The sequence below is a fragment of the Rhodococcus sp. C1 genome (genome assembly GCF_020809065.1).
Lineage (GTDB): Bacteria > Actinomycetota > Actinomycetes > Mycobacteriales > Mycobacteriaceae > Rhodococcus_F > Rhodococcus_F qingshengii.
This window is the reverse complement of sequence record NZ_CP078080.1, coordinates 130,333-153,488: the sequence shown is the minus strand read 5'-3', so window position 1 is coordinate 153,488 and position 23,156 is coordinate 130,333. Positions and strand designations below refer to the sequence as shown.

Here is a 23,156-nt window from a genome sequence, read left to right as displayed (position 1 = left end):
CCTCGCCGGTAAATACCCTCAGTCTCGCGGCAATCCGAGCATGCGCTCACCGATCACGTTGAGTTGCACCTCGGTTGTGCCACCGTAGATGGTGGTGGCACGGCCCGAAATGAGTTGCTCCATCGCCTTGTCGCTTGGCTGACCTGGGATGCTGACCGCTCCGGCAGCACCCAGTTCGGCGACGACGAACTCGGCAATCGACTGGCTGATCTTCATCGCCAACAGCTTGCCGACGCTCGACGTCGTACTCACGTCGATTCCCGAAAGTTGCTTGAGCACAACGCGGGAACCGATGAGATCGATCGCCTGACTCTCCGCAACCAGCTCGCCGACACGGTAGCGTCCGATCGGGCTCAGGTCTGCCGACTTCGCGAACTTCAGCAGATCGGAGTCCGAGGCGTACGCCTCCATCTTCTGGCTGAGCGCGACGCGCTCGCCGGCCAGCGTCGTCCGGGCGACGTTCCACCCGTCGTTGACCTCACCGACCACGTTCTCGTCGGGGATGAACACGTCGTCGAGGAACACCTCGTTGAACAACGCCGAGCCCGTCATCTCACGCAGCGGGCGGACGGTGATGCCCGGTGTCGACATATCGAGCACGAAGTAGGTGATGCCCTGATGCTTCGGCTTGGTGGCGTCCGTGCGGGCGATCAGCATTGCCCAGTCGGAGAACTGCGCAACCGTGGTCCAGATCTTCTGACCGGTGATCTTCCAACCGCCGTCGACCTTTTCGGCCTTCGTGGACAATGACGCAAGGTCGGAACCAGCACCGGGCTCGCTGAAGAGCTGGCACCACACCAGCTCACCCTGCAGGGTAGGCACGGCCAGCTCTTGCTTCTGCTTGTCCGAACCATGTGCCACGACGGCCTGCACTGCCCACGTTCCCATCAGAAGCTGCGGCATCGAGATACCGGCAGCCTTGATTTCCTGGGAGATGACGATCTGCTCGAGCGGAGCGGCGCCGCGCCCGTACGGCTTCGGCAGGTGAGGCTGAACCCAGCCGCCGTCGCCGAGCGCGATCAGCTGGTCGTCCTCGTCGAGCTCGACCAACTTGGCAAGCTCGGCCGCGATGCCGCCGCGGATCTCCTCTGCCTCCGGCGGCAGTTCGAGAACCGAAGCCCGGCTGACACCGTCAAGTGCTTGCTGCGCAACACGATTGGCTCGATCCTCGCGGGTGCCGAGAATGCCGCGGATCGAGAGCGCGCGGCGGTAGTACAGGTGTGCGTCGTGCTCCCACGTGAATCCGATGCCGCCGTGAACCTGCACGCAGTCCTGCGCTACCTGCACTGCGGCGTCCGGCACGATGACTGCGGCGATGTCGGCGGCAAAATCTGCCGTGTCGTCGCCCTTGTCCAATGCGCTTGCCGCATCCCACACAACGGCGCGTGCCTGCTCGAGCGCAATGCCCATCTGCGCACACTTGTGCTTGACGCCCTGGAACTGGCCGATGGGTCGCCCGAACTGCACGCGTGTCTTGGCGTACTCCGACGCAGTGGAAACACACCAGGACATGACGCCGACGTCTTCGGCGCCGAGAACGACTGCGGCAATGGACCGTACCCGCGCCTCGGTGAGACCGTCGAGTATCCGTTCGGCGCTGATCTGAGCATTGTCAGCTTCGATCCGCGCACTACCGCGCAGCACGTCGATGCTGTCCTGAACGGTGATCGCGACTGCGCTGCTCTCGAGCACCGCGTAGCGAACGCCCTCGGGCAACTGGATCGGAACCAGCAGTACGTCGGCGTGCTCACCACCGAGCACACCGTCGAGTGCGCCCGTGATCTTGTACCCACCGTCCGACGACTCGGCCGCAAACGGTGCACCCAAGGCGACTGCTGCCGTACGACTTCCGTCGATCAGACCGGGCAGGAACTCGGGTCCCGCCTTGGAATCGGCGACACCGAGAACGGCACTTGCCAATACCGTCGGAACGAACGGGCCGGGAGAGACTGTGCGGCCCAATGCTTCCAGTGCCACTGCCAAGGTCAGCAGGCCGGCGCCGTGACCACCTTGCTCTTCCGGAACCGCGAGCCCGAGAAGGTCCTGCCCGACGAGTGCCGTCCAGAACTGGGGGAACTTGTCCTCGGTCCGCGACTCCACGGCCGCGCGCACCTGCTCGGTGGTGATGGTGCGCTCGGCGAAGGAGCGCACCGAATCTGCAAGCGCGGTGTGCTCCTCACTCAGCCCGAGACCGAGTTCGTATGCGTTGCGTGCCATGCGCTTACAGTCGTTCTGCGAGGTCGGCGGTGGTCCAGGGACCCTCGCTCTCGATGGTGTTCACACCGTGCCAGCCGGCGAGTTCCGTGATGGCCCCACCCTGAACGGCATACACCTTGCCGGTGAGCTTGCAGTCCGCCGCCGCGAGATAGGCCACGAGCGGCGAGATGTTGGACGGCGCAAACGCGTCGAATTCACCCTCGGGGACCTCGGCCGCGAAGAGCGCACCCATACCGGGTGTCGCCAGCGTCAGTCGAGTACGCGCGATCGGCGCAATTGCGTTGACGCGCACGCCGTATCGATCGAGCTCGTCAGCGGCCACCAACGTCAGGGCTGCGATGCCCGCCTTGGCGGCACCGTAGTTGCCCTGGCCCGCATTGGGCATGAAGGTACCCGAAGCCGAAGCAGTGTTGATGACCGAAGCGTTGACGGTCTCGCCTGCCTTGCTCTGGTCCTTCCAGTATGCGGCAGCGTGGTGCAGTGTCGCTGCGTGCCCTTTGAGGTGCACGGCAATGACTGCGTCCCACTGGCTCTCGTCCATACCCGCGATGAAGGCGTCACGAAGAATGCCGGCGTTGTTGACCAGGACGTCGAGTCGGCCGAACTCACTGACGGCCTGCTTGACGAGGCCCTCGGCACCGTCCCAGGTGGCGATGTTGTCGGTGTTGGCAACGGCCTTGCCGCCTGCGGCAACGATCTCGTCGACTACCTGCTGCGCGGGGCCGGCATCTGCACCGGAACCGTCGTTTGCGCCGCCGAGGTCGTTGACCACGACGCTCGCACCCTCACGAGCGAAGAGCAGCGCATGCTCACGGCCGATGCCGCGTCCTGCTCCGGTGATGATCGCTACGCGACCGTCGAGACTTCCCATCAGTTCAAATTCCCATCAGTTCAATTGTCGGACATGAAGACTCATTTGTCGGCGATGACCGCGAGGCCGTCCTTGATGACCAGGTCACCGACCGCGCTGGTTTCGTACGAGTACGACGTGGCTCCGTCTGCCGAACCCGACTTGTAGAACACCGTCTCGATGTCCTGGGTCGGGAGCACAGGCTTCGCGAATCGCACTGCGAGACGGCGTAACCGCTCGGTCTCGCCGCCTGCCAGTTCGGTCAGGGCTCCCCATGACGTGAACGCCATCGTGCACAGTCCGTGATTGATGATTCCGGGGAGACCGGACATGCGAGCAATCTCTTCGTCAAGGTGGATCGGCATCGGATCGCCGGAAGCCGGTGAGTATCGGAACGTCTGGTCCTCGTCGATATGCTGGTTCACCACCGCTGCGGGACTACCAGCGCGAAGAGCGTCGTCGAATCGGTGTTCGGGAGCCTTCTCGCCCAGTCCGGGGCCCGCGTCGACCTTGCGGAAGAACGCTGTCATCCATTGCTCGTTGACCAATTCACCCTTGTCGGTTTTGGTTTCGACGTAGATGACGACGGTGGACCCGTTGTCCCGGCCCTCGAAGCCGATGGGCTTGGCGCGAGCGATCAGATGGTCGCCAGGGTAGATCGGACGGTGGAACAGGAAGTCCTGCTCACCGTGAACGAGCTTCATCAGCAGTTCGACCGGCGCCACCGACAGCGCAGCGGGTGCCATCGACATGAAGACGGGTACCACCGCGAAGACCGGCGGAGCGATCTCGCCTTTCAGGTGCCGCTCGATGGGGTCGTTTGTGGCAGCGGCATATTCGGCGATGCGCTCGGCTGTCACCTCGAAGTGCTCCGGATCGGTCCATACGTCCAGCCCGGACGTATCGAATTCGACCGCGTTGGTCTTCGGTGTCGTCATCGAGCCGTTACCCGACCAGCTCGGCGAACTTGGCCAGCGAGGCCTCGAGATCAGCCTTGGCGTTCTTGGCAACTGCCTTGCCGATCGGCCCGACGATCATGGTGCCCTTGAAGCTGGCGTCGACGGTTGCCTTCGAACCCGCACCGTCGGCCTCGACCGAGAGGATGAATTCGACGGTGACGCCGGCCATTCCGGTACCGGCAATCTTGACCATCTTCGGAACCTCGACCTCTTCGACGGTCCACTCGATCTTGTTGGCCATACCCATCACGGAGACGACCTCGGTGAACTTGGCGCCCAACGCGACCTCGGTGGGGAGTTCACTCTTCCAGCCCTGGTGAATGGTGAGCCACTCCTCCCAGCGCGACAGGTCGGAGAGCGCATCCCAGGTCTTCTCGGGGGATGCGGGCAGTACAGCGGAGACGGAAACGGAAGCCATGATGAAACTCCTAGTGGGTAGCTAGCGGGTTGAGGGTTTGATTCAGCGTGCGTAGGGCTTGTATGCGGTCACGACAACTGCACCGCCGAGTCCGATGTTGTGCTGGAGGGCGACCTTCGCGCCGTCGACCTGACGCTTGTCCGCGGTTCCGCGGAGCTGCCAGGTGAGTTCGGCGCACTGCGCGAGGCCTGTTGCTCCGAGGGGGTGGCCCTTCGAGATGAGGCCGCCGGACGGGTTGACCACCCAGCGTCCGCCGTAGGTGGTGTCGTCGGCGTCGACGAGCTTGCCGCCGTCACCTTCGGCGCACAGTCCGAGCGCCTCGTAGGTCAGCAACTCGTTAGTGGAGAAGCAGTCGTGGAGTTCGATGACGTCGACGTCGTCGGCGGTGATCCCGGCCTGGGCGTATACCTTCTCGGCGGCCTTGCGGGTCATGTCTGCGCCGACGAGGCTGATGGCGCTCTTGTCCTCGAAAGTGCTGTTCATGTCGGTGACCATGGCCTGTCCGACGATCTCGATCGCCTGAGCAGCGAGCCCGTGCTTTTCGACGAATGCTTCGCTGGCGATGATCGCCGCGCCGGATCCGTCCGAGGTGGGCGAGCACTGGAGCTTGGTGAGCGGCCCGTGGATCTGGCGTGCTTCGAGGATCTGCTCGAGGGTGTACTCGTCCTGGAACTGCGCGTACGGGTTGTTCAGTGAGTGCTTGTGGTTCTTGACGGCGATCTTCGCGAACTGCTCTGCAGTGGTTCCGAAGCGTTCCATGTGCTCGACGCCGGCCGCGCCGAACATGTACGGAGCGGGCGGCATCGCGAACTCCTGCAGCTCGGCGAGAGCGAGGAGGTGCCGCATGAGGGGCTGTTCGCGGTCGTCGTAGGTGGATCCGAGGGACCCGGACTGCATCTTCTCGAAGCCCAGCGCGAGTGCGCAGTCGGCCTGACCACTCTTGACCGCCTGCGTGGCGAGGTAGAGCGCGGTCGATCCCGTCGAACAGTTGTTGTTGACGTTGACGATGGGGATACCCGTCAGACCGAGCTCGTAGACAGCGCGCTGACCTGCGGTGGACTCGCCGTAGACGTAGCCGACGTATGCCTGCTCGACCTCGGTGTAGTCGATACCCGCGTCTTCGAGCGCCTTGGTACCCGACTCGCGTGCCATGTCGGGGTAGTCCCACTCGCGGGCTCCCGGCTTCTCGAACTTCGTCATGCCGACGCCGACGACAAAAACCCTGTTACTCATTGCCACTCCTGAAGAGAACGGTATCTGTGTGTGACACGCTGTCCCACCAAAGTATGTGAGACATCTTGTCCAGTCAATGGCGGGGTGAGTATCGTTCGATTTATGACAAAAACAGCCGAGTCGACGCAGCCCGACGGGCGCAGCACTCGCTGGAACGATCACAAGGAGCAGCGCAAAGCGCGGATCCTCGACGCAGCACTCGATGCAGTCAACGAAGGTGGCGCCGACGTCGGCGTCCAGCAGATCGCCGAGCGCGCCGACGTCCCCCGTTCCGTTGTCTACCGGATCTTCAAGGATCGAGCCGACCTCGACGAGCAGCTGCGAGTCCGCATCCTCGAGATGATGATGACCGACCTGACCCCCACCCTCACGCCACAAGGCACCGTCGGCGAGGCCATCTCACGGGCCGTCGAGACCTACCTCCAGTGGATTGTGAAATATCCACGACTGCACCACTTTTTAGGCAAGGGTTCGCCGAGTACGCGGGCCACCGGTTCGAAAGTGGTGACCGGAACCAAGACGGCAATCGCCGTCCAATTGGGAAATTTGTTGGGCACGATCCTCACCAGCCGTGGCAAACCGTCGAAGATGGCTGAGCCCTTGGCTTTCGGCGTCATCGGATTGGTCGACGTCAGCGTCAACCGTTGGCTCAGCCAGCCGGGTTCCGATGTGTCCAGTGCGGAATTGGCCGAGTTCCTGGGGCGCTCCATCTGGCAGGTTCTGGACGGCAATCTCCGGAGCATCGGCGTCGACATAACGCTGTTGACTCCGATCGCCGACCTGTGACAGTCACCGAATTACCCTGGACACTCGACGGACGTGGACTTCAACTGGTCCGGGTTCCACCACTCGCCCTCCACGCACTGGGGGAAGACAACGCCACTCTTGCAATGGAACTCGCACCCAACCTCCTGACCCCGTATCTCCTCGGCGAAGAATGCCAGGGCTTGTGGCGCTACCGGAGCAAGCAGATAGCAGAGAATCCCCTCGACAGCGCGTGGATCACCCGCATCGCAGTCGATGCCCGCACCTCGACGCCGGTGGGGTTGGCCGGATTCCACGGTCGCCCCGATGCGCGCGGGATGGTGGAGGTCGGATATCGCATCGACCCGGCGTTCCGGCGTCAGGGCTACGCACGAACCGCCCTCGAGATACTTCTCGACGTCGCAAGTCGCGAATCCGAAGTACACACCGTTCGAGCGACCATCAGTCCGGACAACATCGCATCACGAAATCTGATCAGCCAGTACGGTTTCAACGAAGTCGGTGAGCAGTGGGACGAAGAAGACGGTCTGGAGACCATCTTCGAAGTCAGATCCTCTCCGGAACCGTGACAGCCGTCAACCCGCTGGTTTTATCGGTCCAGTGAATGGCACGGTCCTCCAGCATCACCGGCGTCCACAACCTGTATGTCTTCACCTGATGGTGATGACGACACAGGCATTGGAGGTTGCTCACAACGGTCCACCCTCCACGTCTCGGATCGGAAGGATCGAACTCGGTGATGTGGTCGAGTTGGCACCTGTTCGCGGGCACCGAACAACCAGGGAACCCGTTCGGTTCGCGACTTGGGCGATCACGTCGGGTGACAAGCGGCAGGACAGTCGGAGCATGCTGCCGACGCGGTCGGTTCCCCGCGGCCTGGGCGCGGAAATCGACAAACAAGGCCTGCCAGGTGGAATCAGCGGCGAGCTCGCGAGCGAAATCAGGATCGATCGGCCCGTATCCGTCGATGCTCGCGGGATCTGACATCAATCCGAGGAGCGTCGCCAGATCACACACGATGTGCAACAACGGCTTCCGACGTGAGGGCGCAGTCGATCGAGCTGCTGTGAATGCTGCCTCGCACGTTTCGCTGCCACACTGGCACGTCAGCCCCTGTTCGCCGTGCAGCAGAGCGACCAGTGCGTCGGCCCTACGGGTCGAGACATTTCGTGGATCGTGGTTGCAGACGCTTCCGGCGGCCTCGCTGATCAGGCCAAGCGCTTCGACGGCCTCGGTCGCGCTGAGTGTTGCCTGCAACTGGGCGAGTCCGTGACGGTCTGCTCGCGTGCGAACATCGCGGTGTTCCAGCATCTTCCGGCGACGTTCGGCGGCAGCATCCGGATCGTAGGCAAAGACCTGGCGCTCGATGTCGCGCTCCAGTTGCCCGGGCGGAAGACGGTGCGCCGAGGCAAGTACCCGGCGCTCGAGTGCTGCGATCGCCTCCGGGTCGGCCCCGGTGAGTCCGTCGACAATCTTGCGCACACGCGCATAGTCCAGCTCGCCGGCAGCGAAGGCGGCCTTGGTGAGCGGAAGGAACTCCCGTAGGGCATCACCGATCTCGATGTGGACTTCGGCAGTACGACGCGAGCACGTGAGCATGACCGCGATCTCGTTGCATGCGATCCGCCACGCCTTGTCGACATCACCGGACACGTCGAGTTCGGCGTTGAATCTCGACTCCGACAACATGGATGCACCGAGCACCTTTTGCGCGGCAAGCATGTTCTCGCTCTGCGCCGTAGCAAAGAGCATGTCCGGCAACATGAGTGGATCGACGACAGGACGGCCTTCATCGACGGATGTGCCCACACCGCCCGTCGATCCGTTATCGAACATACATTCGACAATAAACCCACCCACCGACAAGAAAGCTAGAGTGCCGGTTTGTATCCCTTACCCTGCATCCACGCCAGCACGTCCAACACCCTGATGACCGGAACGGATTCGTCGAGACCTGCTCGTGCACGTAGATCGAGGAGTCGACTCTGCAACTCGTCTTCCCGCATGGCTACGCGAACAGGTTCCAGGTGGGCCGACTTCGTTCCCAACTCCCGCCCGATGACGTCGTCGTAGATCGGGAAGAGTCGCGGACGCTTGCGCGCGATCAGTTTGGACGCCATGGTTCGCCCGACACCGTGAATCTCTCGAAGCGCCGTCTCCAACCGCCACACCGGGGATTCCGGAGTGAAGGGATCGGGTTCGTTCGACAGATCGCGATCCGGGCCCACGTCCGCCAGGAGTCGGTTCAGTTCGGCATTGTTCTCCCCGAGCAGGAAGAAGGCTCCTTGCGCCGGAACCTGAACCGACAGAAGAGTCACCGCAACAAGATCTTCCGCGGTGAAGATGTTCGCATCACGATCGCGATTGCCACTGGGATCCCAGGAATCCCACAACGCACCGGTTCGGAGATAACCGGTCTTTCGGAGCGGCCTCGTGAAATATTCCTGCAGCACGTCGACCGCGCCGTCATCGTCCCCGTCTCGCAGCACACGCGGGAGTCGGATGGGCAACTGATCAACCATGGTCGAGCGACCTTTCCAGTACATATTTGGCGAACCCGGCGTTGTGATACTGCCGAAATGGGCCCTTGCCCTTGGCAACAAGATGCTCCGCGAGCGGACGAACCGTCGTCATGTCGACGGGCAGTTGAGCAAACTGTTCCAACGCATCCGAGTCCTCGAGACTGCAGTCGATCACGGTCCCGTCGCCGTCGGCGGACGCCAACTCGGTGCGTCTGATGGCGACCAGATCGTGCTTGGCGTCGAGTTCTTCGATGCTGCAGCCGGTTCGCGATTCCAGTGCCGAACTGGATACGTAGACGGACATGACGTGCTCGATCGGCTTACCGCCGACCAGATGGCACTCGACGCTCAGAATCTCCATCGGACCGATATTGAGCGTGAACAAGCGATGGCGCTCCGCGGATCGGTTGGTCGACGGCAGGCAACTGATCGTCCACTGTTCGATCTCGACGGCGGCCGGAGCGTCGAACGCGTAGGAGAGAACCTCGGCAATCAGTTCGGCGAGATCTTCGAAGAGCGGGTCGCGCTGCAACCGCTCGAAATTCTCGACAGAAGCGGCGGGACGCACAGGCGCCTTGCTCACGCAGGTCCCCTCTCGTCCGGTGCTTTGCTCTCAGACCTCGCGTCCAAGGTACCCAGCCCTACGCGGGTCTCGCGCGTTCGCCCTCACATACACCCTCGCGTTATGGTTCTCGACACGTACCACCGCCTTACCGATCGCTAACTCGAGGAGCACACGAAGTGGAAATCAAGGGAACCGCAGCACTGGTCACCGGAGCGGCATCAGGCCTCGGCGCCGCAACAGCCAAGCGCCTCGCCGACGCCGGCGCTACCGTCTTCGGCCTGGATCTGCCCGCGTCGATCGAGCGCGCAGGCGACAACGTCCCCGCCGGCGTCACCCTCATCCCCACCGACGTGACCAGCGGCGAAGAGGTCGAAGCAGCGATCAACCAGATCGTCGAGTCGGGCTCCCCGCTGCGCATCGTCGTCAACTGTGCCGGTGTCGGCTGGGCCGGACGCATCCTGTCCAAGAAGGGTCCGCACGACCTCGAGCTGTTCCGCACGGTCATCACCGTCAACCTGCTCGGCACCTTCAACGTCATGCGCCTGGCCGCCGACGCCATCGCCAAGACCGAGGCCGTCGACGAGTCGGGCCAGCGCGGCGTCGTCATCAACACCGCTTCCGTTGCTGCCTTCGAAGGCCAGATCGGCCAGATCGCGTACTCCGCCTCCAAGGGCGGCGTGCACGGCATGACGGTTCCGGCTGCCCGTGACCTTGCGCAGTTCGGCATCCGCGTCAACACGATCGCTCCCGGCATCATCGACACCCCGATGCTCGCAGGCGTCACCGACGAGTACCGCAAGGGCCTCGAGGCCGGCGTTCCGTTCCCGTCCCGCCTGGGCCAGCCGTCCGAGTACGCGCAGCTCGCGCAGATGATCGTCGAGCACGACTACCTCAACGGCGAGACCATCCGCATGGACGGCGCACTGCGCATGGCGCCGCGCTAACCTCCCTGCTGTGCGCCTTTATTAACCGCCCGCGGTTAATAAAGGCGCACAGTTGTCAGAACGAATGAAAATACCCACCGTTGGAGTGGGCAGTTGCGCTGAGGTACTCGGCTACTTCCTTCGCCGGCATCGGTCGGCTGATGTAGTAACCCTGAACCAATTCGCAACCGGCGGTAAGCAAGAGCCTCAGCTGGTCGGCCGTCTCCACGCCTTCCGCCAATGACTGCATACCGAGCGCCTTCGCCACCTCGACCACCGAAGTGACAACTGCCGAATCACCCTCGCTCAGTTCGGTGATGAACGACCGGTCGATCTTGAGGATGTCCAACGGCAGTTTCTTCAAACTCTCGAAAGACGAATAGCCGGTTCCGAAGTCGTCCAGGGCAATCGCAATTCCGGTGGCACGCAGGCGATCCAACTCGGCGACGGCAAGCTCCTCCACTGCTCCCGTCTCTGTGATTTCCAGCTGAAGCCGTTTGCCGGACAGACCGCTTGCCTCCAGCGCATCGTTCACGGCCGATCCGAACCCGGACGACATCAGTTGCACCGGAGAGACGTTCACCGTCACGTAAGTGTCGTCGGGCCACGTCGCGGCTTCGGCGCACGCCATGTTCAGTACCTGAAGCCCCAGAGGGACTATCAAGCCGGTCTCCTCCGCGACATCGATGAAAATGTGCGGTGCAAGCACGCCCCGTACCGGGTGATTCCAGCGAAGCAGTGCCTCGAAACCCTCGACGCGGCCGGTGTCCGCACGAACCTGCGGTTGGTAGTACAGCTCGAACTGCCGAGACTCGATCGCAAGCCCAAGTTCTTGCAGGGCCGATGCTCGCTCCCTGGCCCGCGCCCGCAGCACCGGTGAGTATCTTCCTACCCGGTTCTTGCCGGCGGATTTTGCCGCATACAGCGCCAGGTCGGCGGACATGACAAGCGTGTCCGCGTCTTCGGAATCTGCGGGTGCTCCGGCATAGCCGATCGATGCACGAACCTCGATGCGATTCCCCCGCACGTAAAACGGCTCACGCAATGCATCCAGATAGCGAGCGAACACCTCTCCGCCGTCCCCTGTTCCCCGCAAGACGACGCCGAATTCGTCACCACCGATTCGCGCACACATGGCGCCGTCGACCACCCGATTGAGCCGTGCAGCAACGGAAATCAACAATTTGTCACCGACAGGGTGCCCTAACGTGTCGTTCACCGACTTGAAATTGTCCAGGTCGAGGATTCCGACAAGAACTTCCTCGCCGGTTCGGACGGTGCCGAGCGCGTCGGACAGCTCCGAGCCGAACGTCCGGCGATTCGGGAGCCCGGTCAGTCCGTCGGTTGCAGCAAGCCACAGAATTCGCCGCTCGTAGTTGTACTTCTCGGTGATGTCCGAGCCCACGCCTCGCCAACCCACGAACTCCGTGGCCTCGGATAGCCTGGGATGACCCGACAGAGACCACCATCGGTCGACGCCGTCGACACGAACGGGAATGACGACCTCTCGAAACGGCATGAGGCGGTCGAGGTGATCTCCGATGACCTGGACCGCGGCTCGGCCACTCTTCGTCGAACCCACGTCGAGCCGATCCAACAATCCGCGCAGCGACAGGGTTCGCAAGTCGGAGACGGGAACTCCCGAGATCTGCGACAGCCGAGCGGAGGTGTGCGACAACGTCCCGGTGGTGTCGACTTCCCACAGCCAGTCGCGTGACCCACCCTCGAAATCGTCGAGAAGCAAACTGACCGTCTGGCGCTCGGCAGCAGCCTCGAACTCGGCAAGACAACGACTTCGGAACGACGCCCAGAGGTACACGACGCCGATAATCAGTGTCACCGAGTACACGACCAACTGGAACGAGAGGACAGCGTATTCCGTGGTTCTCTTGGGCAGGATAACGACGAGCAATCCGATGCTGTGCACCAGAATCCACGCTACCGCTATCGACCGAACCGTCGACAATGCTACGGCGCCGGCGCCCATGACTCCGGCGAATGTCGCTAGAAGCACAAGCTTTCGCGAGTTGTCCGTCACGGGAAGCATCGCGGCGGCGAGAACGACAAGCAGAAGCCCGAGCAGGATCACCTCGAGCATGAGCGCCCAGTAGTCGTACTTCGTCGTATGTTTGGGCGTGTACCGGCCCTTCAGGACGACTCGCGGTATCCAGACGCGCACCGAATTGAGGACGACCAAGAAGGCCGCAGAACCCCAGATCACCCGAAACTCGTTGTGACCGGGGGGTACGACATACACAAGCAAAGCGCACACGCTGAGTACATTGACCATGTTGGCCAGTGGCGCGACCGTCGTCACCTGCAGTATCTGGCGTGCGAAGAGGTCGCGCCGCTCGACGTCAGACAGTTCGGCGTCGCTCGCACTCGAAGTCAGCCTGCTCAGCATGCAACACCCTCCATCGTGGAGCCGACCAGATGAAGGTAGCGCGGATGCGGGTTCCGGACACACGATGACGAGAAACTACGAGTTGAAACATATTGTTAAATAGGATGTTTCAGACAATCGCGACAGAACGGATCAGCGCTACAACTCGGAAGCCAGCGGAATTTCCTTCTCCGCGCGGTCCGTCATCCACTCACGGAGGACCTTGGTGGCAATGACGTCGTCCTCGTTGTACTGCAGGATGCGTGTCCGCTGCGTCTCGTCCGGCTCACCGTCGTAGCCGACCGCCTCGCGGTACCACGCCATCGACGCTTCACCCCCGGCCTCGGCGTCACGCCAGTTGAAGCCGGCGACGGGCGCAATCTTCTTGAGCCCCTTTCCGTTCGGGCAGATGAACTGATCACTCACTGCTTGATAGATGTCGACCCACTGCGGACTGTCGATGAACTCGCGGATCTCGTCCTTACTCGGAATCCCGGGTTCACCGGCAAACCTGCGCGCCGAGTCCAACAACCACTTGTCCTCGGCCGAACGCGAATAGCAGTACGCGGCAAAGGTTTTACCCGAAGCGGCGGCCGCGTCACGTTCCGCCATCAGCCAGCCCCAGAACTCTGCGAACGACCGCGCCTCGTCACGTGTCGGCAACGGATCCCACGTCGCAAATCCTCGATACATCGAGAAGCCGCCGACATTGAGCAACGTCCCCCACAGGTAGGCGCCGTGCTCCTGATAGCTCTCCATGTCGACGTCGATCTCGATGTCCGCCCGAGTCACCGAGATCTTCTCGAACCGCCGCACCAACGGAGCATCTGCCAACCACGCCTTGGCGATCACGACTGCGTCGTCGAAATTTCCGTGCGGCCAATCCTCGAGCGGCTCACCGTCCCAGGCGGCCAGCTGATCGATCGTGTTGCAGCCCACGTCGCGCAGAAGCTCGGCCCGCGATCCGACAGCGACGAGGCTGACGTCGCGGTTGCGAACCAACTCCTGCTTGCATTCGGTCCACCACGGGCACGACTTGCACTCGCTCACCTGTGACGGAGACGTCAGCACCTCACCGCGGGCCACAGCGATACGGTCGGCGAAACGCTCGTCGTAATCGTCGAGAATCGCGCTGAGGTCGTGGACGAGGATGCAGTCTCCGTTGTATCCGATCGCGCCTGCCGTCAGCGACGGGCTCGCCAGCCCACGACGCTCGAGCATCCGATAGACCTGCGCGACGCGCATCTGATCGCGGACCTGACTGCGGACCTTGCGTTTGGGATCGGCCGCGGGCTCCCATTCGAAGAGCCCCGAGGTGATCGCGCCCTGGCCGGGATCGGTCACCTTGTGATTGACGACAATGACGGGGATGTACCCGCCACCCTCGTCGTCACGGATGAGCATTTCGCAGCGACCCTTGCGTCCGGTGTCGCGCTCGACCGGCAAGACCGCGCCCCAGATCCGGTCCGCGCCGGCCTCACAGGCAGCCAAGGTGTCGCGAGCCTGAGCCGACGCCGATTGATCAGGGTTGATCTTCACCCAACGCTCGGGAGCAGCGCCGATCACGAGTTCGGCGATCTCCGCGCGCTTCGCGATCGCGGCGTCCTGGCGCTGCTTGACGCCGGTGTCGACGGGTTCCGAAGCCGATTTCCCGGGAAACAACCCGTCCAGACGCACCCGATGACGGCATCGGGTCAACGCCCCCGAATCGATGATCGGGAGCTGGGGCGCGGGGTTGTTAACGGAACACACGATGACGAAGATTATGTGCTCCCCTAGGCTGAAGCCGAAGCGCAGGTACCTGGCAACACACAAACACCTGGAAACGGGGTCCTTTTCGATGGGGTTGTTCAAGAAGCGAAAGTCTCGTGCCACCCGCAAGGCGGAGGCAAAGGCTCTCAAGCACAAGGCTGAGGTCGAGGCGAAGCTCAACGCCAAGAGCCAGCGTAAGCGCGACAAGGTCGAGACCAAGTCGCTCAAGAAGCTGGAGAAAGCCGAGATCGAGTCACAGCACAAGATCGAAAAGGCGCAGATCGCGACCCTGAAGGCGCAGGAGAAGGCCGCTGCGAATCAGGGCCTGACCGTCGCCAAGGTGCGTAAGTACCTGGGAGTGGCACGTCTGCTTGCCCCCGTTCTCCTGCCGATCGCCTACCGCGCAGCCACGGCGGTGCGCGCCCAGCTCGACACCACGCGTGCACAGAAGATGGGCATCGCCGTCGACCAGCTCGGTGACTACACCGGTCACGGCGCGAAGTTGAGCGCTCGTATCGCCGGCGCCGAGAGCTCGGTCACCGAGATCCTCAGCCGCAAGCCCGACGACGCGGAGACGCAGCGTTTCGCCGCCGCCATCCGTGAGCGCCTCGGCGACCTCAGCACGGCAGTTCGCGCTGCCGAGCAGATGCCGCAGGCTCGCCGTAAAGCAGCTCACCAGGCGATTTCTTCCGAACTCGACGGCGTCGAAGCAGATCTGCTCGCACGTCTCGGCGTGCGCTAGACCTGAGAACGCCAGTGAGAGCAGCCGAGCAGACCTCGACCCTCCGGGGGACAGCTGTCGGTTCCGCTTCGGCTGCTCTCGCTGTCGCCGCGCACGGGATCGGCGGAGGCGAGCTGCCACAGTCGTCGTCGCTGACCCTGTTGCTCGCCGTCTGCGCAACCGTCGGCGCCGTGACGGCCACCCTTCCCGCCCTCTCACGGGGGCCCGCTGCCTTGATCGTTGCTCTGGGTCTGGGTCAGTTGGCCGCGCACACCACCATGACGCTCTCCGAGCACGCTCATTCGCCCGCTCCGGGGTTGGTGATGCTCGGTGCTCACGCCGGTGCCACCGTCGCTTGTGCGGTGGCGGTCCTGGCCGCCGAGCGCCTCTACCGCGTTGTCACCCACGCTCTCCACGTCGTCCTGGCGTCTCTGGCTCCCGCCGCTGTCACTTCCCGCGGCCACACCGTCTCGACCGGAATCCATCACGGACCTGTCGACGCTCTACTTCGCGCCAGCATCTCGCGGCGCGGTCCTCCTGCCCTGGTCTGAAGATTCGTAGAATGCCCCCCTTCACCAGACCAAGAGGACACTTCCCGACATGAAGAACACCCTGATTTCGCGCGCGGTTGTCACGACCGTCGCTACCGGCAGCGCCGTGCTGCTGGCCGCCGGAATTGCTTCAGCACACGTCAGCGTCGTCGCACCAGGAGCTGCGCAGGGCGGATACTCCGTTCTCACGTTCCGCGTGCCCACCGAATCCGACACCGCTTCGACCACCAAGCTGACGGTGGCGCTCCCCGACCTCAAGTCGGCACGTACCGAACCGATGCCCGGCTGGACCGCCGTCGTGGAGAAGGACCCCACCTCGTTGGTCGCCAAGTCCGTGACGTGGACCGCCGACCCCGGCGTCGGAATCGCCCCCGGCCAGTTCCAGCAGTTCGTCCTTTCCGCCGGCCCGCTGCCCGAGCAGGAAGAGGTCGAGTTCAAGGCCGTGCAGACGTACAGCGACGGCAACGTCGTCAACTGGGATCAGGAAGAGCTTGCCGACGGCAGCGAGCCGGACAAGCCCGCGCCGACGCTGACTCTCGCCGCATCCACCGGCGATGCCCACGGAGCCCCCTCTGCCGATAACACTGCCGAGACGTCCGCTGCTTCCGAATCTTCTTCGTCAGACAACACCGCGCGCTGGCTCGGCGGCGTCGGCCTGGTGCTCGGCGCGTTGGGCGCTGCACTCGGCCTCGGCGCACTGGTCAGGAGCAAGCGCTGATGAGTACCCGGATCAAGGTCATCGCCGTCGGCATGCTCGCGATGCTGGCCACGATGCTCGGAATGGGCACGGCCAGTGCACACTCCGCGGTGGTCGGCTCCAACCCGGAAAACGGTGCGTCCATTCAGGTTGCGCCTGACACGGTTTCGGTCACGTTCAACGAGGCTCTGCAGGCACAGTTCGCGGCGCTGACCGTCACCGGTCCCGACGGCAACCTCTGGACCAAGAGCGATCCGTCCGTCGAAGGACCCACTGTCAGTGCAGACCTCGGCGATCTCGGGCCGACCGGCGTCTACACCATCGCGTACCGCGTCACCTCCGCTGACGGTCACCCCGTCAACGGAACCCTGACGTTCACCCTCACCGAGGCGGGGTCGGGCACTCCCGGCGCTGCCGCCGCGTCGAGTACGGGTGAGTCGGAGTCCGGCAGCATGCCGGTGTGGATCTTCATCGTCGCCGGCGTCGTCGTGTTCGGCGGTGCGCTGTTCTTCGTGCTCCGTAAGCCGAAGTCGAGCTGATCGCGTGACGGGTACGGCAAACAGGTGGTGGTTGCTGTTTGCCGTACCCACAGCTCTGCTGGGAGTCCTGATCGCCTGGGGCCTCGCCAGCCCATCGGGACCCGAATCGTCGAGCACGGTCCGCGTTCTCGCGATCGGATGTGGTTCGTTGACGCTCGGCATCGCGACGCTCGCCTGGATGGGCCGCAGTGAACGCCGCCCGGCAACAACCCCCGCCGTCATGTGGACTCAGCTCACCGCGGTGGCAGCAGTGTGGCTCGTCGCCGAGATCACGCTCCTCGTGCTCAATGCCGCAGCGGCCGACGGCGCCCCGGTCACCTCGCTGACCATCGGGCACTTCGGCGCATTCGTCTCCGAGGTCAACGTCGGCCGCGTCGGCGTCGCGATCATCGCGTGCGCGTTTGCCGTCGTCTGTTACGGCATCTACGGATTCACCAATCCCGAGACGGTGCCCGTCGCACCGGCATTGGTCGTCTCCGCGTTGGCGCTCGCTGCCCGCCCGATCACCGGGCACATGGCGCAGCAGAGCTTCGGATCGATCCTCGACGCCGTTCACGTCCTCGCTGCGGCCTTGTGGTTCGGCGTGCTCGCCGCACTCGCGCTTGCCGTACCGTCGCGCGGTGCCTGGGCGATCTGGTTGCCCAAGTACTCCGCTCTCGCCTGGCGATGCGTCCTCGCGCTGGTCGTCACCGGTATCGTCAACGCCGTCGTGCGACTCGACTCACTCTCCGCCTTCTACGACACCGCATACGGCCGGGTGATCCTCGCCAAGATTGTGGCGATCGGACTGCTCGTCGCCTTGGGATGGTGGTGGCGCCGGACATGGGTGGTCGCGAGCGCTGCACACCGCATGAGTTCGGACGGATCCTTGCGTCGCGCCATCGGTGAAGTTGTCTTCATGGCCATCGCATTCGGGCTTGCCGCGGCCCTTGCGACAACTGCGTAAGACGTGCCTCAGCGCGACATTTCGTGACCCGCACATTTAACGTTTCACGTCGAGATTTAACCTCTACGTGAGTTTATTTCCCCAGCTTGCGGCGGTTTCCGGCCCCCCTTAGCGTTGCTCGCATGACGGAGGCCCAACGCTCGTTTCTCGTCTGCGCTTCGCAGCGCAGCGGCAGTACTTTGCTGGTCGAATCCCTGCGAGCAACCGGGGTCGCGGGTGAGCCGGAAGAGTTCTTCCAGTACCTCCCCGAGACCTCGCGATCGCCGCAACCGAGGCAGTGGTTCGAAGACGTCACGGACGAGTCCGTCCTGGGTCTGCTCGCCCCGTTCCACCCGGGCACGCCGGACACTCGCACCTCCGAACAGTGGCGCACACAACTTCTCGAACTCGGCCGAACCCCCAACGGAGTCTGGGGTGGCAAGCTGATGTGGAACCAGACGCCGCTCCTACTCGATCGCGCGGCCGGATTGCCCTGGCGCAGTGGGACGGACCTACGTTCCGCACTCCACGACACCCTCGATCACGACCTGCAGTTCATCCACGTCTATCGAGAAGATGTCGTCGCTCAAGCTGTGTCGATGTGGCGCGCCGTGCAGACACAGGTTTGGCGCGACGACGCGACTCCACCGAATCTCTCGGACGGTGCGCAGTACAGCGCAGTCGGAATCGCGCACCTGGTGACGATTCTCGGTGAGCAGGAACGCCAATGGAAGCGCTGGTTCGAGGAAGAGGACATCTCTCCCATCGAAGTCGGGTTCCGCGATCTCACCGAAGACCCGCAATCCGTGGTCGCAAAAACCCTCATCTCCCTCGGCCTCGACGGACAACTGGCCCCGCCACCGCCGCTGCGTCGTCAGAGCGACGGACGATCCCGCGAATGGGTGCAGCGTTATCGCATCGACGCCGAACAGAACGGATATCCCGTCACATGAGCACCGTCACCGATGTCGTCGACGAACTCCGAGTTCTCGAATCCGAAGCGGTTCACATCATTCGAGAAGTGGTGGCAGAACTCGAGAGACCGGTACTGCTCTTCTCGGCCGGCAAGGACTCGATAGTCCTGCTTCGTCTGGCCGAGAAGGCGTTCCGGCCCTCCCCACTCCCTTTCCCGGTCCTGCACGTCGACACCGGTCACAATTTCGAGGAGGTCATCGAATTTCGCGACCGTCGAATCAAGGAGGGCGGGCACACACTTCTGGTTGCTTCCGTTCAGGATTCGATCGACCAGGGCAGAGTGCAGGAGTCGACCGAGACCAGCGGATCGCGAAACCGCCTGCAGACCAGAACCCTGCTCGACGCTCTCGAAGCTGGAAGGTTCGACGCCGCGTTCGGTGGCGCCCGCCGGGACGAGGAACGTGCGCGCGCCAAGGAAAGAGTCCTCAGCTTCCGTGACGAGTTCGGCCAGTGGGACCCGCGAGCGCAACGGGCCGAACCGTGGTCGCTCTACAACGGACGGATCAGACGCGGCGAGTCCGTTCGTGTCTTCCCGCTGAGCAACTGGACCGAACTCGACATCTGGCGCTACATAGCCCAGGAGGAACTGGAACTGCCGCCCATCTATTTCGCGCACCAGCGGAGGGTATTCGAGCGCGACGGAATGCTCCTCGCTGCTTCCGAATTCAGCACCGACGCCGAGAACGCCGCGGCAACGACCGAGTGGGTGCGATATCGAACCGTCGGCGATCTGACCATCACCGGCGCCGTTCGATCGCACGCCACCACCATCGACGACGTCGTCACCGAAATCTCGGCCGCGACGGTTTCCGAACGAGGCGAGACTCGCGCAGACGACCGAACGTCGGTCGCCGCGATGGAAGACCGAAAGCGTGAGGGCTACTTCTGATGACGACCACCATCACTCGCCAACTCCTGCGACTGGCCACGGCGGGTAGCGTCGACGACGGCAAGAGCACGCTGATCGGCCGACTGTTGCATGACACCGACAGTCTGCCAACCGATCACCTCGATTCCGTGACCGACGAGCACGGTGTCGCCGACCTGGCTGCACTCTCCGACGGACTACGTGCCGAGCGTGAACAGGGCATCACGATCGACGTCGCGTACCGATTCTTCTCCACTCCGACCAGAAGTTACGTACTCGCCGACACCCCGGGGCACGAACGCTACACGCGCAACATGTTCACCGGAGCATCCAATGCTCACGTAGCGGTCCTGCTGGTCGACGCGAGGACCGGCGTGCTGCGTCAGACCCGTCGGCACGCCAGAATCGCCGCACTGCTCGGTGTTCCGAACCTTGTAGCCGTGGTGAACAAGATCGATCTGGTGGACTTCGACGAAGCGAGATTCGCTCAGGTGCAGGAAGAATTGCGGGCCTTGGCACGGCAAGTCGGACGCGAGGACGTACTCGCCATACCGGTCTCCGCGAAAGCCGGCGACAATGTCGTGACGCGGTCCGCGAACACCGCGTGGTACGAGGGGCCGACGCTCCTCGAGTACCTCGAAGGCGTCGAACTCCATGCGCCCGCGACCCACATCGAGGAACTTCGGCTTCCCGTGCAGTGGGTTTCGCGCCCCGATCCGCAGAATCGGCGCCGGTACACCGGCCGAATTTCGGCAGGCACACTGAGCGTCGGAGACGAGGTAGTGGTCCTGCCGTCCGGATCGAAGAGCACCGTGATCAGTCTGGATACTCTCGACGACAACCGCAGTACTGCCGTTGCACCACTGTCGGTTTCGGTGGAACTGGCCGACGACATCGACGTCGGACGTGGCGACGTTCTGGTCAGTGGCGGTGCGCAGGCTCATCTGCCGGTTCTGGCCCGAGAACTCGAAGCCACGATCTGCTGGTTGTCCAACACACCGTTGCGCGCGGGCGATCGGATAGCGCTCAAACACACGTCCAGGACCGTGCGAGCGACCGTCCAAGAACTGCACACCCGTCTCGATCCTGAAACGCTCGACGAGCAGGACAGCCCAGTCGAATTGGGACTCAACGACATCGGAACGGTCACGCTCCGAACCAGTTCCGTGGTGGTCGCCGACACCTACGACCACAATCGGGACTCTGGCGCCTTCATCCTGATCGACGAGCAGAGCAACGACACCGTCGGCGCCGGCACCATTCTCGAACCACGCGTCGTCGTTCCCGGCGAGCAGACCCGCAACGACATCAAGTGGCATCCGTCCTCACTCGAACGTCAACGGCGATGGGCGTCTACCACCCAGAGGGGCGCGACGATCTGGTTGACCGGCCTACCTGCATCCGGAAAATCCACCGTCGCAGTCGCTGTCGAACGTGCGCTCGTCGACGCGGGACGCACCGCGTATCTGCTGGACGGTGACAACGTCCGCCACGGTATCTCCGACGATCTCGGGTTCTCGCCGGGAGACCGAGCCGAGAACATCCGACGCGTCGGGCATCTCACTCGACTGTTCGCCGACGCCGGCGTCGTGGCGATCGCGTCGATGGTCTCGCCACTGCGTTCGGATCGAGCAATTGCGCGCGCTCTCAACGAAGCTGCCGGACTCACCTTCCTCGAAGTTGCCGTCACCACTCCCGTCGAAGAATGCGAACGTCGAGATCCCAAGGGCCTGTACGCTCGTGCGCGGGCGGGTGAACTGAAGGGGCTCACCGGAATCGACGCGCCTTACGAGACGCCGGAGGACCCGGACCTGGCATTCGACACAACCGGCGCTGACATCAACGAGCTGGTCGAGCGGGTCATCGCATTGTTGGAAGGGCGCGAAGCCGCAAGGCCCTAGGGATTTTCGGTGTCCGACTCGAGGTAACCGCGGTCCGCACTGTAGGCGGACCGCACGTTGGGTCGGACACCGATCTTCTCGAGGTACGCCGCCATGCGGTGCACCGCCATCGCGCTTCCCAATGCCTCGTCCGGGAGACGATCGTCGGTTTCGGCGCGCCACGTGTGAAGCTGCGAGGACAATTCCGCCTGTATTGCCGAGACTTCCGGTCGATCGATCAGATTGATCTTCTCGTCCGGGTCGGCACGGAGGTCGTACAGCTCCCGGGGTGCGCGTACCGCAAGATGCTCGGTGCCGAGCGCTTTTCCGGAAAGACTGTCCTCGATGTCGAGCGGTAGATCCAGAGCCGGGCGGACGGCGTAGTTCTCGATGTAGCTGTAGTCCTTGGTGCGCACCGCACGAATGGGATCGAAGCTGTCGTGAAAGGTCTTCTCCGTGAACAGGGAAGTACGAACGGGTTCGGACGGTTCAGTTCCGCGGTCGACGAGGGCATCGGCGTGCGAGCGCCCTTCCACCTCGGTGGGGACGTCGATTCCGAGCAGATCGAGAATGGTCGGAACAAGATCCACACCACTGAACAGTGTCTCGTATTCCTTTCCGCCACTGCGATACCGCGCGGGAGGCCGAGCGATCAAGGCAATACCGGTACCCGGGGCGTAGAGCGTCGACTTGGCACGCGGGAACGCCGCGCCGTGATCAGTGAGGAAGAAGACCCAGGTGTTCTCGTCGAGCCCCTCTTCCTCGAGGGTCGCGAGCAGTTCCCCCACCGCGGCGTCGGCCACCTCTACGCTGCCGTGGAATTCGGCCAGATCCTCGCGCACCTGTGGCACGTCCGGAAGGTATCCGGGGACCTCCAGGGCTGCGGTGTCCGCCGGGGTATAGCGATCGGCGGGGTACGGGCGATGCGTTTCGAAGAATCCCGTGGTGAGCAGGAACGGCTCGGGCGGGAAGCGTCGTAGCCAGTTCTGGGCACGCGGAACCACGTAGTCGCAGAACGAGTTGGTGACGTCGTACTCGTGGTAGCCCAGTCGCTTCGGATACGCAGTCTCGTGCTGCATGCCGAAGAGCGAGGTGTACCAACCGTTGTCGGAGAGGATCTGCGGGAGCGTCTGCACCTCAGCGTGGTACTCCCAGCCGTGGTGCGCCAACCCGATCAGACCGTTGTTGTGCGGATACCTGCCCGAGAAGAGCGATCCGCGCGAAGGCGAGCACAGCGGCGCCGTCGCGTGTGCGTCGGTGAACCGGATGCCTTCTGCCGCCAGCCGGTCGAGATGGGGGCTGTTGACCCCGGCGACACCGTAACTCGCGAGGTGCCGCCCCAGGTCGTGCCAATGAATGATCAGGACGTTATCTCGCGCAGCCGACACGTGGGCAAGGCTAGTTGCCCCGCCC

At 63.4% G+C, this 23,156-nt stretch carries 22 protein-coding genes; 11 read left to right on the top strand and 11 right to left on the bottom strand.

Annotated elements, in window-relative coordinates:
• Positions 1 to 18: 18 nt before the first annotated feature.
• Genes KTR60_RS00690 through KTR60_RS00670 form a run of 5 tightly spaced genes read right to left on the bottom strand, consistent with a single transcriptional unit; the run spans position 19 to position 5,677 of the window.
• Positions 19 to 2,217, bottom strand: coding sequence for an acyl-CoA dehydrogenase (locus tag KTR60_RS00690; RefSeq protein WP_030535855.1), 2,199 nt, complete (start codon positions 2,215 to 2,217; stop codon positions 19 to 21).
• Between the two features lie 4 nt (positions 2,218 to 2,221).
• Complete coding sequence (locus tag KTR60_RS00685; RefSeq protein ID WP_007735961.1) at positions 2,222 to 3,088, bottom strand: SDR family oxidoreductase; 867 nt, start codon at positions 3,086 to 3,088, stop codon at positions 2,222 to 2,224.
• A 41-nt stretch (positions 3,089 to 3,129) separates the two neighbouring features.
• On the bottom strand, positions 3,130 to 4,005 hold the full coding sequence (locus tag KTR60_RS00680; protein WP_007735959.1) for a MaoC/PaaZ C-terminal domain-containing protein: 876 nt from the start codon (positions 4,003 to 4,005) through the stop codon (positions 3,130 to 3,132).
• A 7-nt stretch (positions 4,006 to 4,012) separates the two neighbouring features.
• Positions 4,013 to 4,444: an SRPBCC family protein gene (locus KTR60_RS00675; protein ID WP_030535858.1), complete on the bottom strand. Its 432-nt coding sequence runs from the start codon at positions 4,442 to 4,444 to the stop codon at positions 4,013 to 4,015.
• A gap of 42 nt (positions 4,445 to 4,486) precedes the next feature.
• The gene (locus KTR60_RS00670) at positions 4,487 to 5,677 is read right to left on the bottom strand and encodes a lipid-transfer protein (RefSeq protein WP_007735955.1); all 1,191 of its coding nucleotides are present in this window, start codon (positions 5,675 to 5,677) and stop codon (positions 4,487 to 4,489) included.
• Between the two features lie 102 nt (positions 5,678 to 5,779).
• On the opposite strand from KTR60_RS00670, the gene KTR60_RS00665 reads away from it, so the two are divergent.
• Together KTR60_RS00665 and KTR60_RS00660 are read left to right on the top strand one after the other, a co-directional pair.
• Complete coding sequence (locus KTR60_RS00665) at positions 5,780 to 6,463, top strand: TetR/AcrR family transcriptional regulator (protein ID WP_228401655.1); 684 nt, start codon at positions 5,780 to 5,782, stop codon at positions 6,461 to 6,463.
• A complete protein-coding gene (locus tag KTR60_RS00660; RefSeq protein ID WP_228401654.1) occupies positions 6,460 to 7,011 on the top strand; it encodes a GNAT family N-acetyltransferase in 552 nt (183 codons plus the stop codon). The genes KTR60_RS00665 and KTR60_RS00660 overlap by 4 nt, the downstream gene beginning before the upstream one ends.
• On the opposite strand, the gene KTR60_RS00655 is transcribed toward KTR60_RS00660, so the two are convergent.
• From KTR60_RS00655 to KTR60_RS00645, 3 genes are read right to left on the bottom strand one after another with little or no spacing between them, the layout of a single operon-like run.
• Positions 6,989 to 8,278, bottom strand: a complete 1,290-nt coding sequence (locus KTR60_RS00655) for an HNH endonuclease signature motif containing protein (protein ID WP_228401652.1) — start codon at positions 8,276 to 8,278, stop codon at positions 6,989 to 6,991. The genes KTR60_RS00660 and KTR60_RS00655 overlap by 23 nt on opposite strands.
• 35 nt (positions 8,279 to 8,313) lie before the next feature.
• A complete protein-coding gene (locus tag KTR60_RS00650; protein WP_030535861.1) occupies positions 8,314 to 8,964 on the bottom strand; it encodes a DUF6308 family protein in 651 nt (216 codons plus the stop codon).
• The gene (locus tag KTR60_RS00645; protein WP_030535862.1) at positions 8,957 to 9,547 is read right to left on the bottom strand and encodes a hypothetical protein; all 591 of its coding nucleotides are present in this window, start codon (positions 9,545 to 9,547) and stop codon (positions 8,957 to 8,959) included. The genes KTR60_RS00650 and KTR60_RS00645 overlap by 8 nt, the downstream gene beginning before the upstream one ends.
• 158 nt (positions 9,548 to 9,705) lie before the next feature.
• Here KTR60_RS00645 and KTR60_RS00640 point away from each other — a divergent pair, with 158 nt between their 5' ends.
• Complete coding sequence (locus tag KTR60_RS00640) at positions 9,706 to 10,473, top strand: SDR family NAD(P)-dependent oxidoreductase (RefSeq protein WP_003944195.1); 768 nt, start codon at positions 9,706 to 9,708, stop codon at positions 10,471 to 10,473.
• 55 nt (positions 10,474 to 10,528) lie between these two features.
• On the opposite strand, the gene KTR60_RS00635 is transcribed toward KTR60_RS00640, so the two are convergent.
• Together KTR60_RS00635 and KTR60_RS00630 are read right to left on the bottom strand one after the other, a co-directional pair.
• The gene (locus KTR60_RS00635; RefSeq protein ID WP_064442941.1) at positions 10,529 to 12,856 is read right to left on the bottom strand and encodes a putative bifunctional diguanylate cyclase/phosphodiesterase; all 2,328 of its coding nucleotides are present in this window, start codon (positions 12,854 to 12,856) and stop codon (positions 10,529 to 10,531) included.
• Between the two features lie 138 nt (positions 12,857 to 12,994).
• Positions 12,995 to 14,551, bottom strand: coding sequence for a TM0106 family RecB-like putative nuclease (locus tag KTR60_RS00630; RefSeq protein ID WP_042453625.1), 1,557 nt, complete (start codon positions 14,549 to 14,551; stop codon positions 12,995 to 12,997).
• 124 nt (positions 14,552 to 14,675) lie between these two features.
• Between KTR60_RS00630 and KTR60_RS00625 the strand changes: the two genes are divergently transcribed.
• The 8 genes from KTR60_RS00625 (at position 14,676) to cysC (ending at position 21,764) form a co-directional block, all read left to right on the top strand.
• The gene (locus tag KTR60_RS00625) at positions 14,676 to 15,329 is read left to right on the top strand and encodes a DUF6474 family protein (protein WP_003944178.1); all 654 of its coding nucleotides are present in this window, start codon (positions 14,676 to 14,678) and stop codon (positions 15,327 to 15,329) included.
• Between the two features lie 14 nt (positions 15,330 to 15,343).
• Positions 15,344 to 15,859, top strand: coding sequence for a hypothetical protein (locus KTR60_RS00620; protein ID WP_047272730.1), 516 nt, complete (start codon positions 15,344 to 15,346; stop codon positions 15,857 to 15,859).
• Positions 15,860 to 15,908: 49 nt separating this feature from the next.
• Positions 15,909 to 16,577, top strand: a complete 669-nt coding sequence (locus KTR60_RS00615) for a YcnI family protein (protein ID WP_042453253.1) — start codon at positions 15,909 to 15,911, stop codon at positions 16,575 to 16,577.
• The gene (locus tag KTR60_RS00610; protein WP_003944137.1) at positions 16,577 to 17,095 is read left to right on the top strand and encodes a copper resistance CopC family protein; all 519 of its coding nucleotides are present in this window, start codon (positions 16,577 to 16,579) and stop codon (positions 17,093 to 17,095) included. Before KTR60_RS00615 ends, KTR60_RS00610 begins: the two co-directional genes overlap by 1 nt.
• A gap of 4 nt (positions 17,096 to 17,099) precedes the next feature.
• The gene (locus tag KTR60_RS00605) at positions 17,100 to 18,041 is read left to right on the top strand and encodes a copper resistance D family protein (protein ID WP_003944164.1); all 942 of its coding nucleotides are present in this window, start codon (positions 17,100 to 17,102) and stop codon (positions 18,039 to 18,041) included.
• Between the two features lie 122 nt (positions 18,042 to 18,163).
• Positions 18,164 to 18,973: a trehalose 2-sulfotransferase gene (gene stf0 / locus KTR60_RS00600; RefSeq protein ID WP_228401650.1), complete on the top strand. Its 810-nt coding sequence runs from the start codon at positions 18,164 to 18,166 to the stop codon at positions 18,971 to 18,973.
• Positions 18,970 to 19,884: a sulfate adenylyltransferase subunit CysD gene (gene cysD, locus KTR60_RS00595; RefSeq protein WP_042453255.1), complete on the top strand. Its 915-nt coding sequence runs from the start codon at positions 18,970 to 18,972 to the stop codon at positions 19,882 to 19,884. The genes stf0 and cysD overlap by 4 nt, the downstream gene beginning before the upstream one ends.
• Complete coding sequence (gene cysC / locus KTR60_RS00590; RefSeq protein ID WP_161121207.1) at positions 19,884 to 21,764, top strand: adenylyl-sulfate kinase; 1,881 nt, start codon at positions 19,884 to 19,886, stop codon at positions 21,762 to 21,764. The genes cysD and cysC overlap by 1 nt, the downstream gene beginning before the upstream one ends.
• Here cysC and KTR60_RS00585 read toward each other — a convergent pair.
• Positions 21,761 to 23,131, bottom strand: coding sequence for a sulfatase (locus tag KTR60_RS00585; protein ID WP_003944134.1), 1,371 nt, complete (start codon positions 23,129 to 23,131; stop codon positions 21,761 to 21,763). The genes cysC and KTR60_RS00585 overlap by 4 nt on opposite strands.
• Between the last annotated feature and the right edge of the window lie 25 nt (positions 23,132 to 23,156).

Coding starts and splice junctions, on each gene's coding strand:
- KTR60_RS00635 (WP_064442941.1), bottom strand. CDS start 12,856: ATGCTGAGCAGGCTGACTTCGAGTGCGAGCGACGCCGAACTGTCTGAC.
- cysC (WP_161121207.1), top strand. CDS start 19,884: ATGACGACCACCATCACTCGCCAACTCCTGCGACTGGCCACGGCGGGT.
- KTR60_RS00655 (WP_228401652.1), bottom strand. CDS start 8,278: ATGTTCGATAACGGATCGACGGGCGGTGTGGGCACATCCGTCGATGAA.
- KTR60_RS00610 (WP_003944137.1), top strand. CDS start 16,577: ATGAGTACCCGGATCAAGGTCATCGCCGTCGGCATGCTCGCGATGCTG.
- KTR60_RS00615 (WP_042453253.1), top strand. CDS start 15,909: ATGAAGAACACCCTGATTTCGCGCGCGGTTGTCACGACCGTCGCTACC.
- KTR60_RS00650 (WP_030535861.1), bottom strand. CDS start 8,964: ATGGTTGATCAGTTGCCCATCCGACTCCCGCGTGTGCTGCGAGACGGG.
- KTR60_RS00680 (WP_007735959.1), bottom strand. CDS start 4,005: ATGACGACACCGAAGACCAACGCGGTCGAATTCGATACGTCCGGGCTG.
- KTR60_RS00670 (WP_007735955.1), bottom strand. CDS start 5,677: ATGAGTAACAGGGTTTTTGTCGTCGGCGTCGGCATGACGAAGTTCGAG.
- KTR60_RS00665 (WP_228401655.1), top strand. CDS start 5,780: ATGACAAAAACAGCCGAGTCGACGCAGCCCGACGGGCGCAGCACTCGC.
- cysD (WP_042453255.1), top strand. CDS start 18,970: ATGAGCACCGTCACCGATGTCGTCGACGAACTCCGAGTTCTCGAATCC.
- stf0 (WP_228401650.1), top strand. CDS start 18,164: ATGACGGAGGCCCAACGCTCGTTTCTCGTCTGCGCTTCGCAGCGCAGC.
- KTR60_RS00690 (WP_030535855.1), bottom strand. CDS start 2,217: ATGGCACGCAACGCATACGAACTCGGTCTCGGGCTGAGTGAGGAGCAC.
- KTR60_RS00625 (WP_003944178.1), top strand. CDS start 14,676: ATGGGGTTGTTCAAGAAGCGAAAGTCTCGTGCCACCCGCAAGGCGGAG.
- KTR60_RS00675 (WP_030535858.1), bottom strand. CDS start 4,444: ATGGCTTCCGTTTCCGTCTCCGCTGTACTGCCCGCATCCCCCGAGAAG.
- KTR60_RS00685 (WP_007735961.1), bottom strand. CDS start 3,088: ATGGGAAGTCTCGACGGTCGCGTAGCGATCATCACCGGAGCAGGACGC.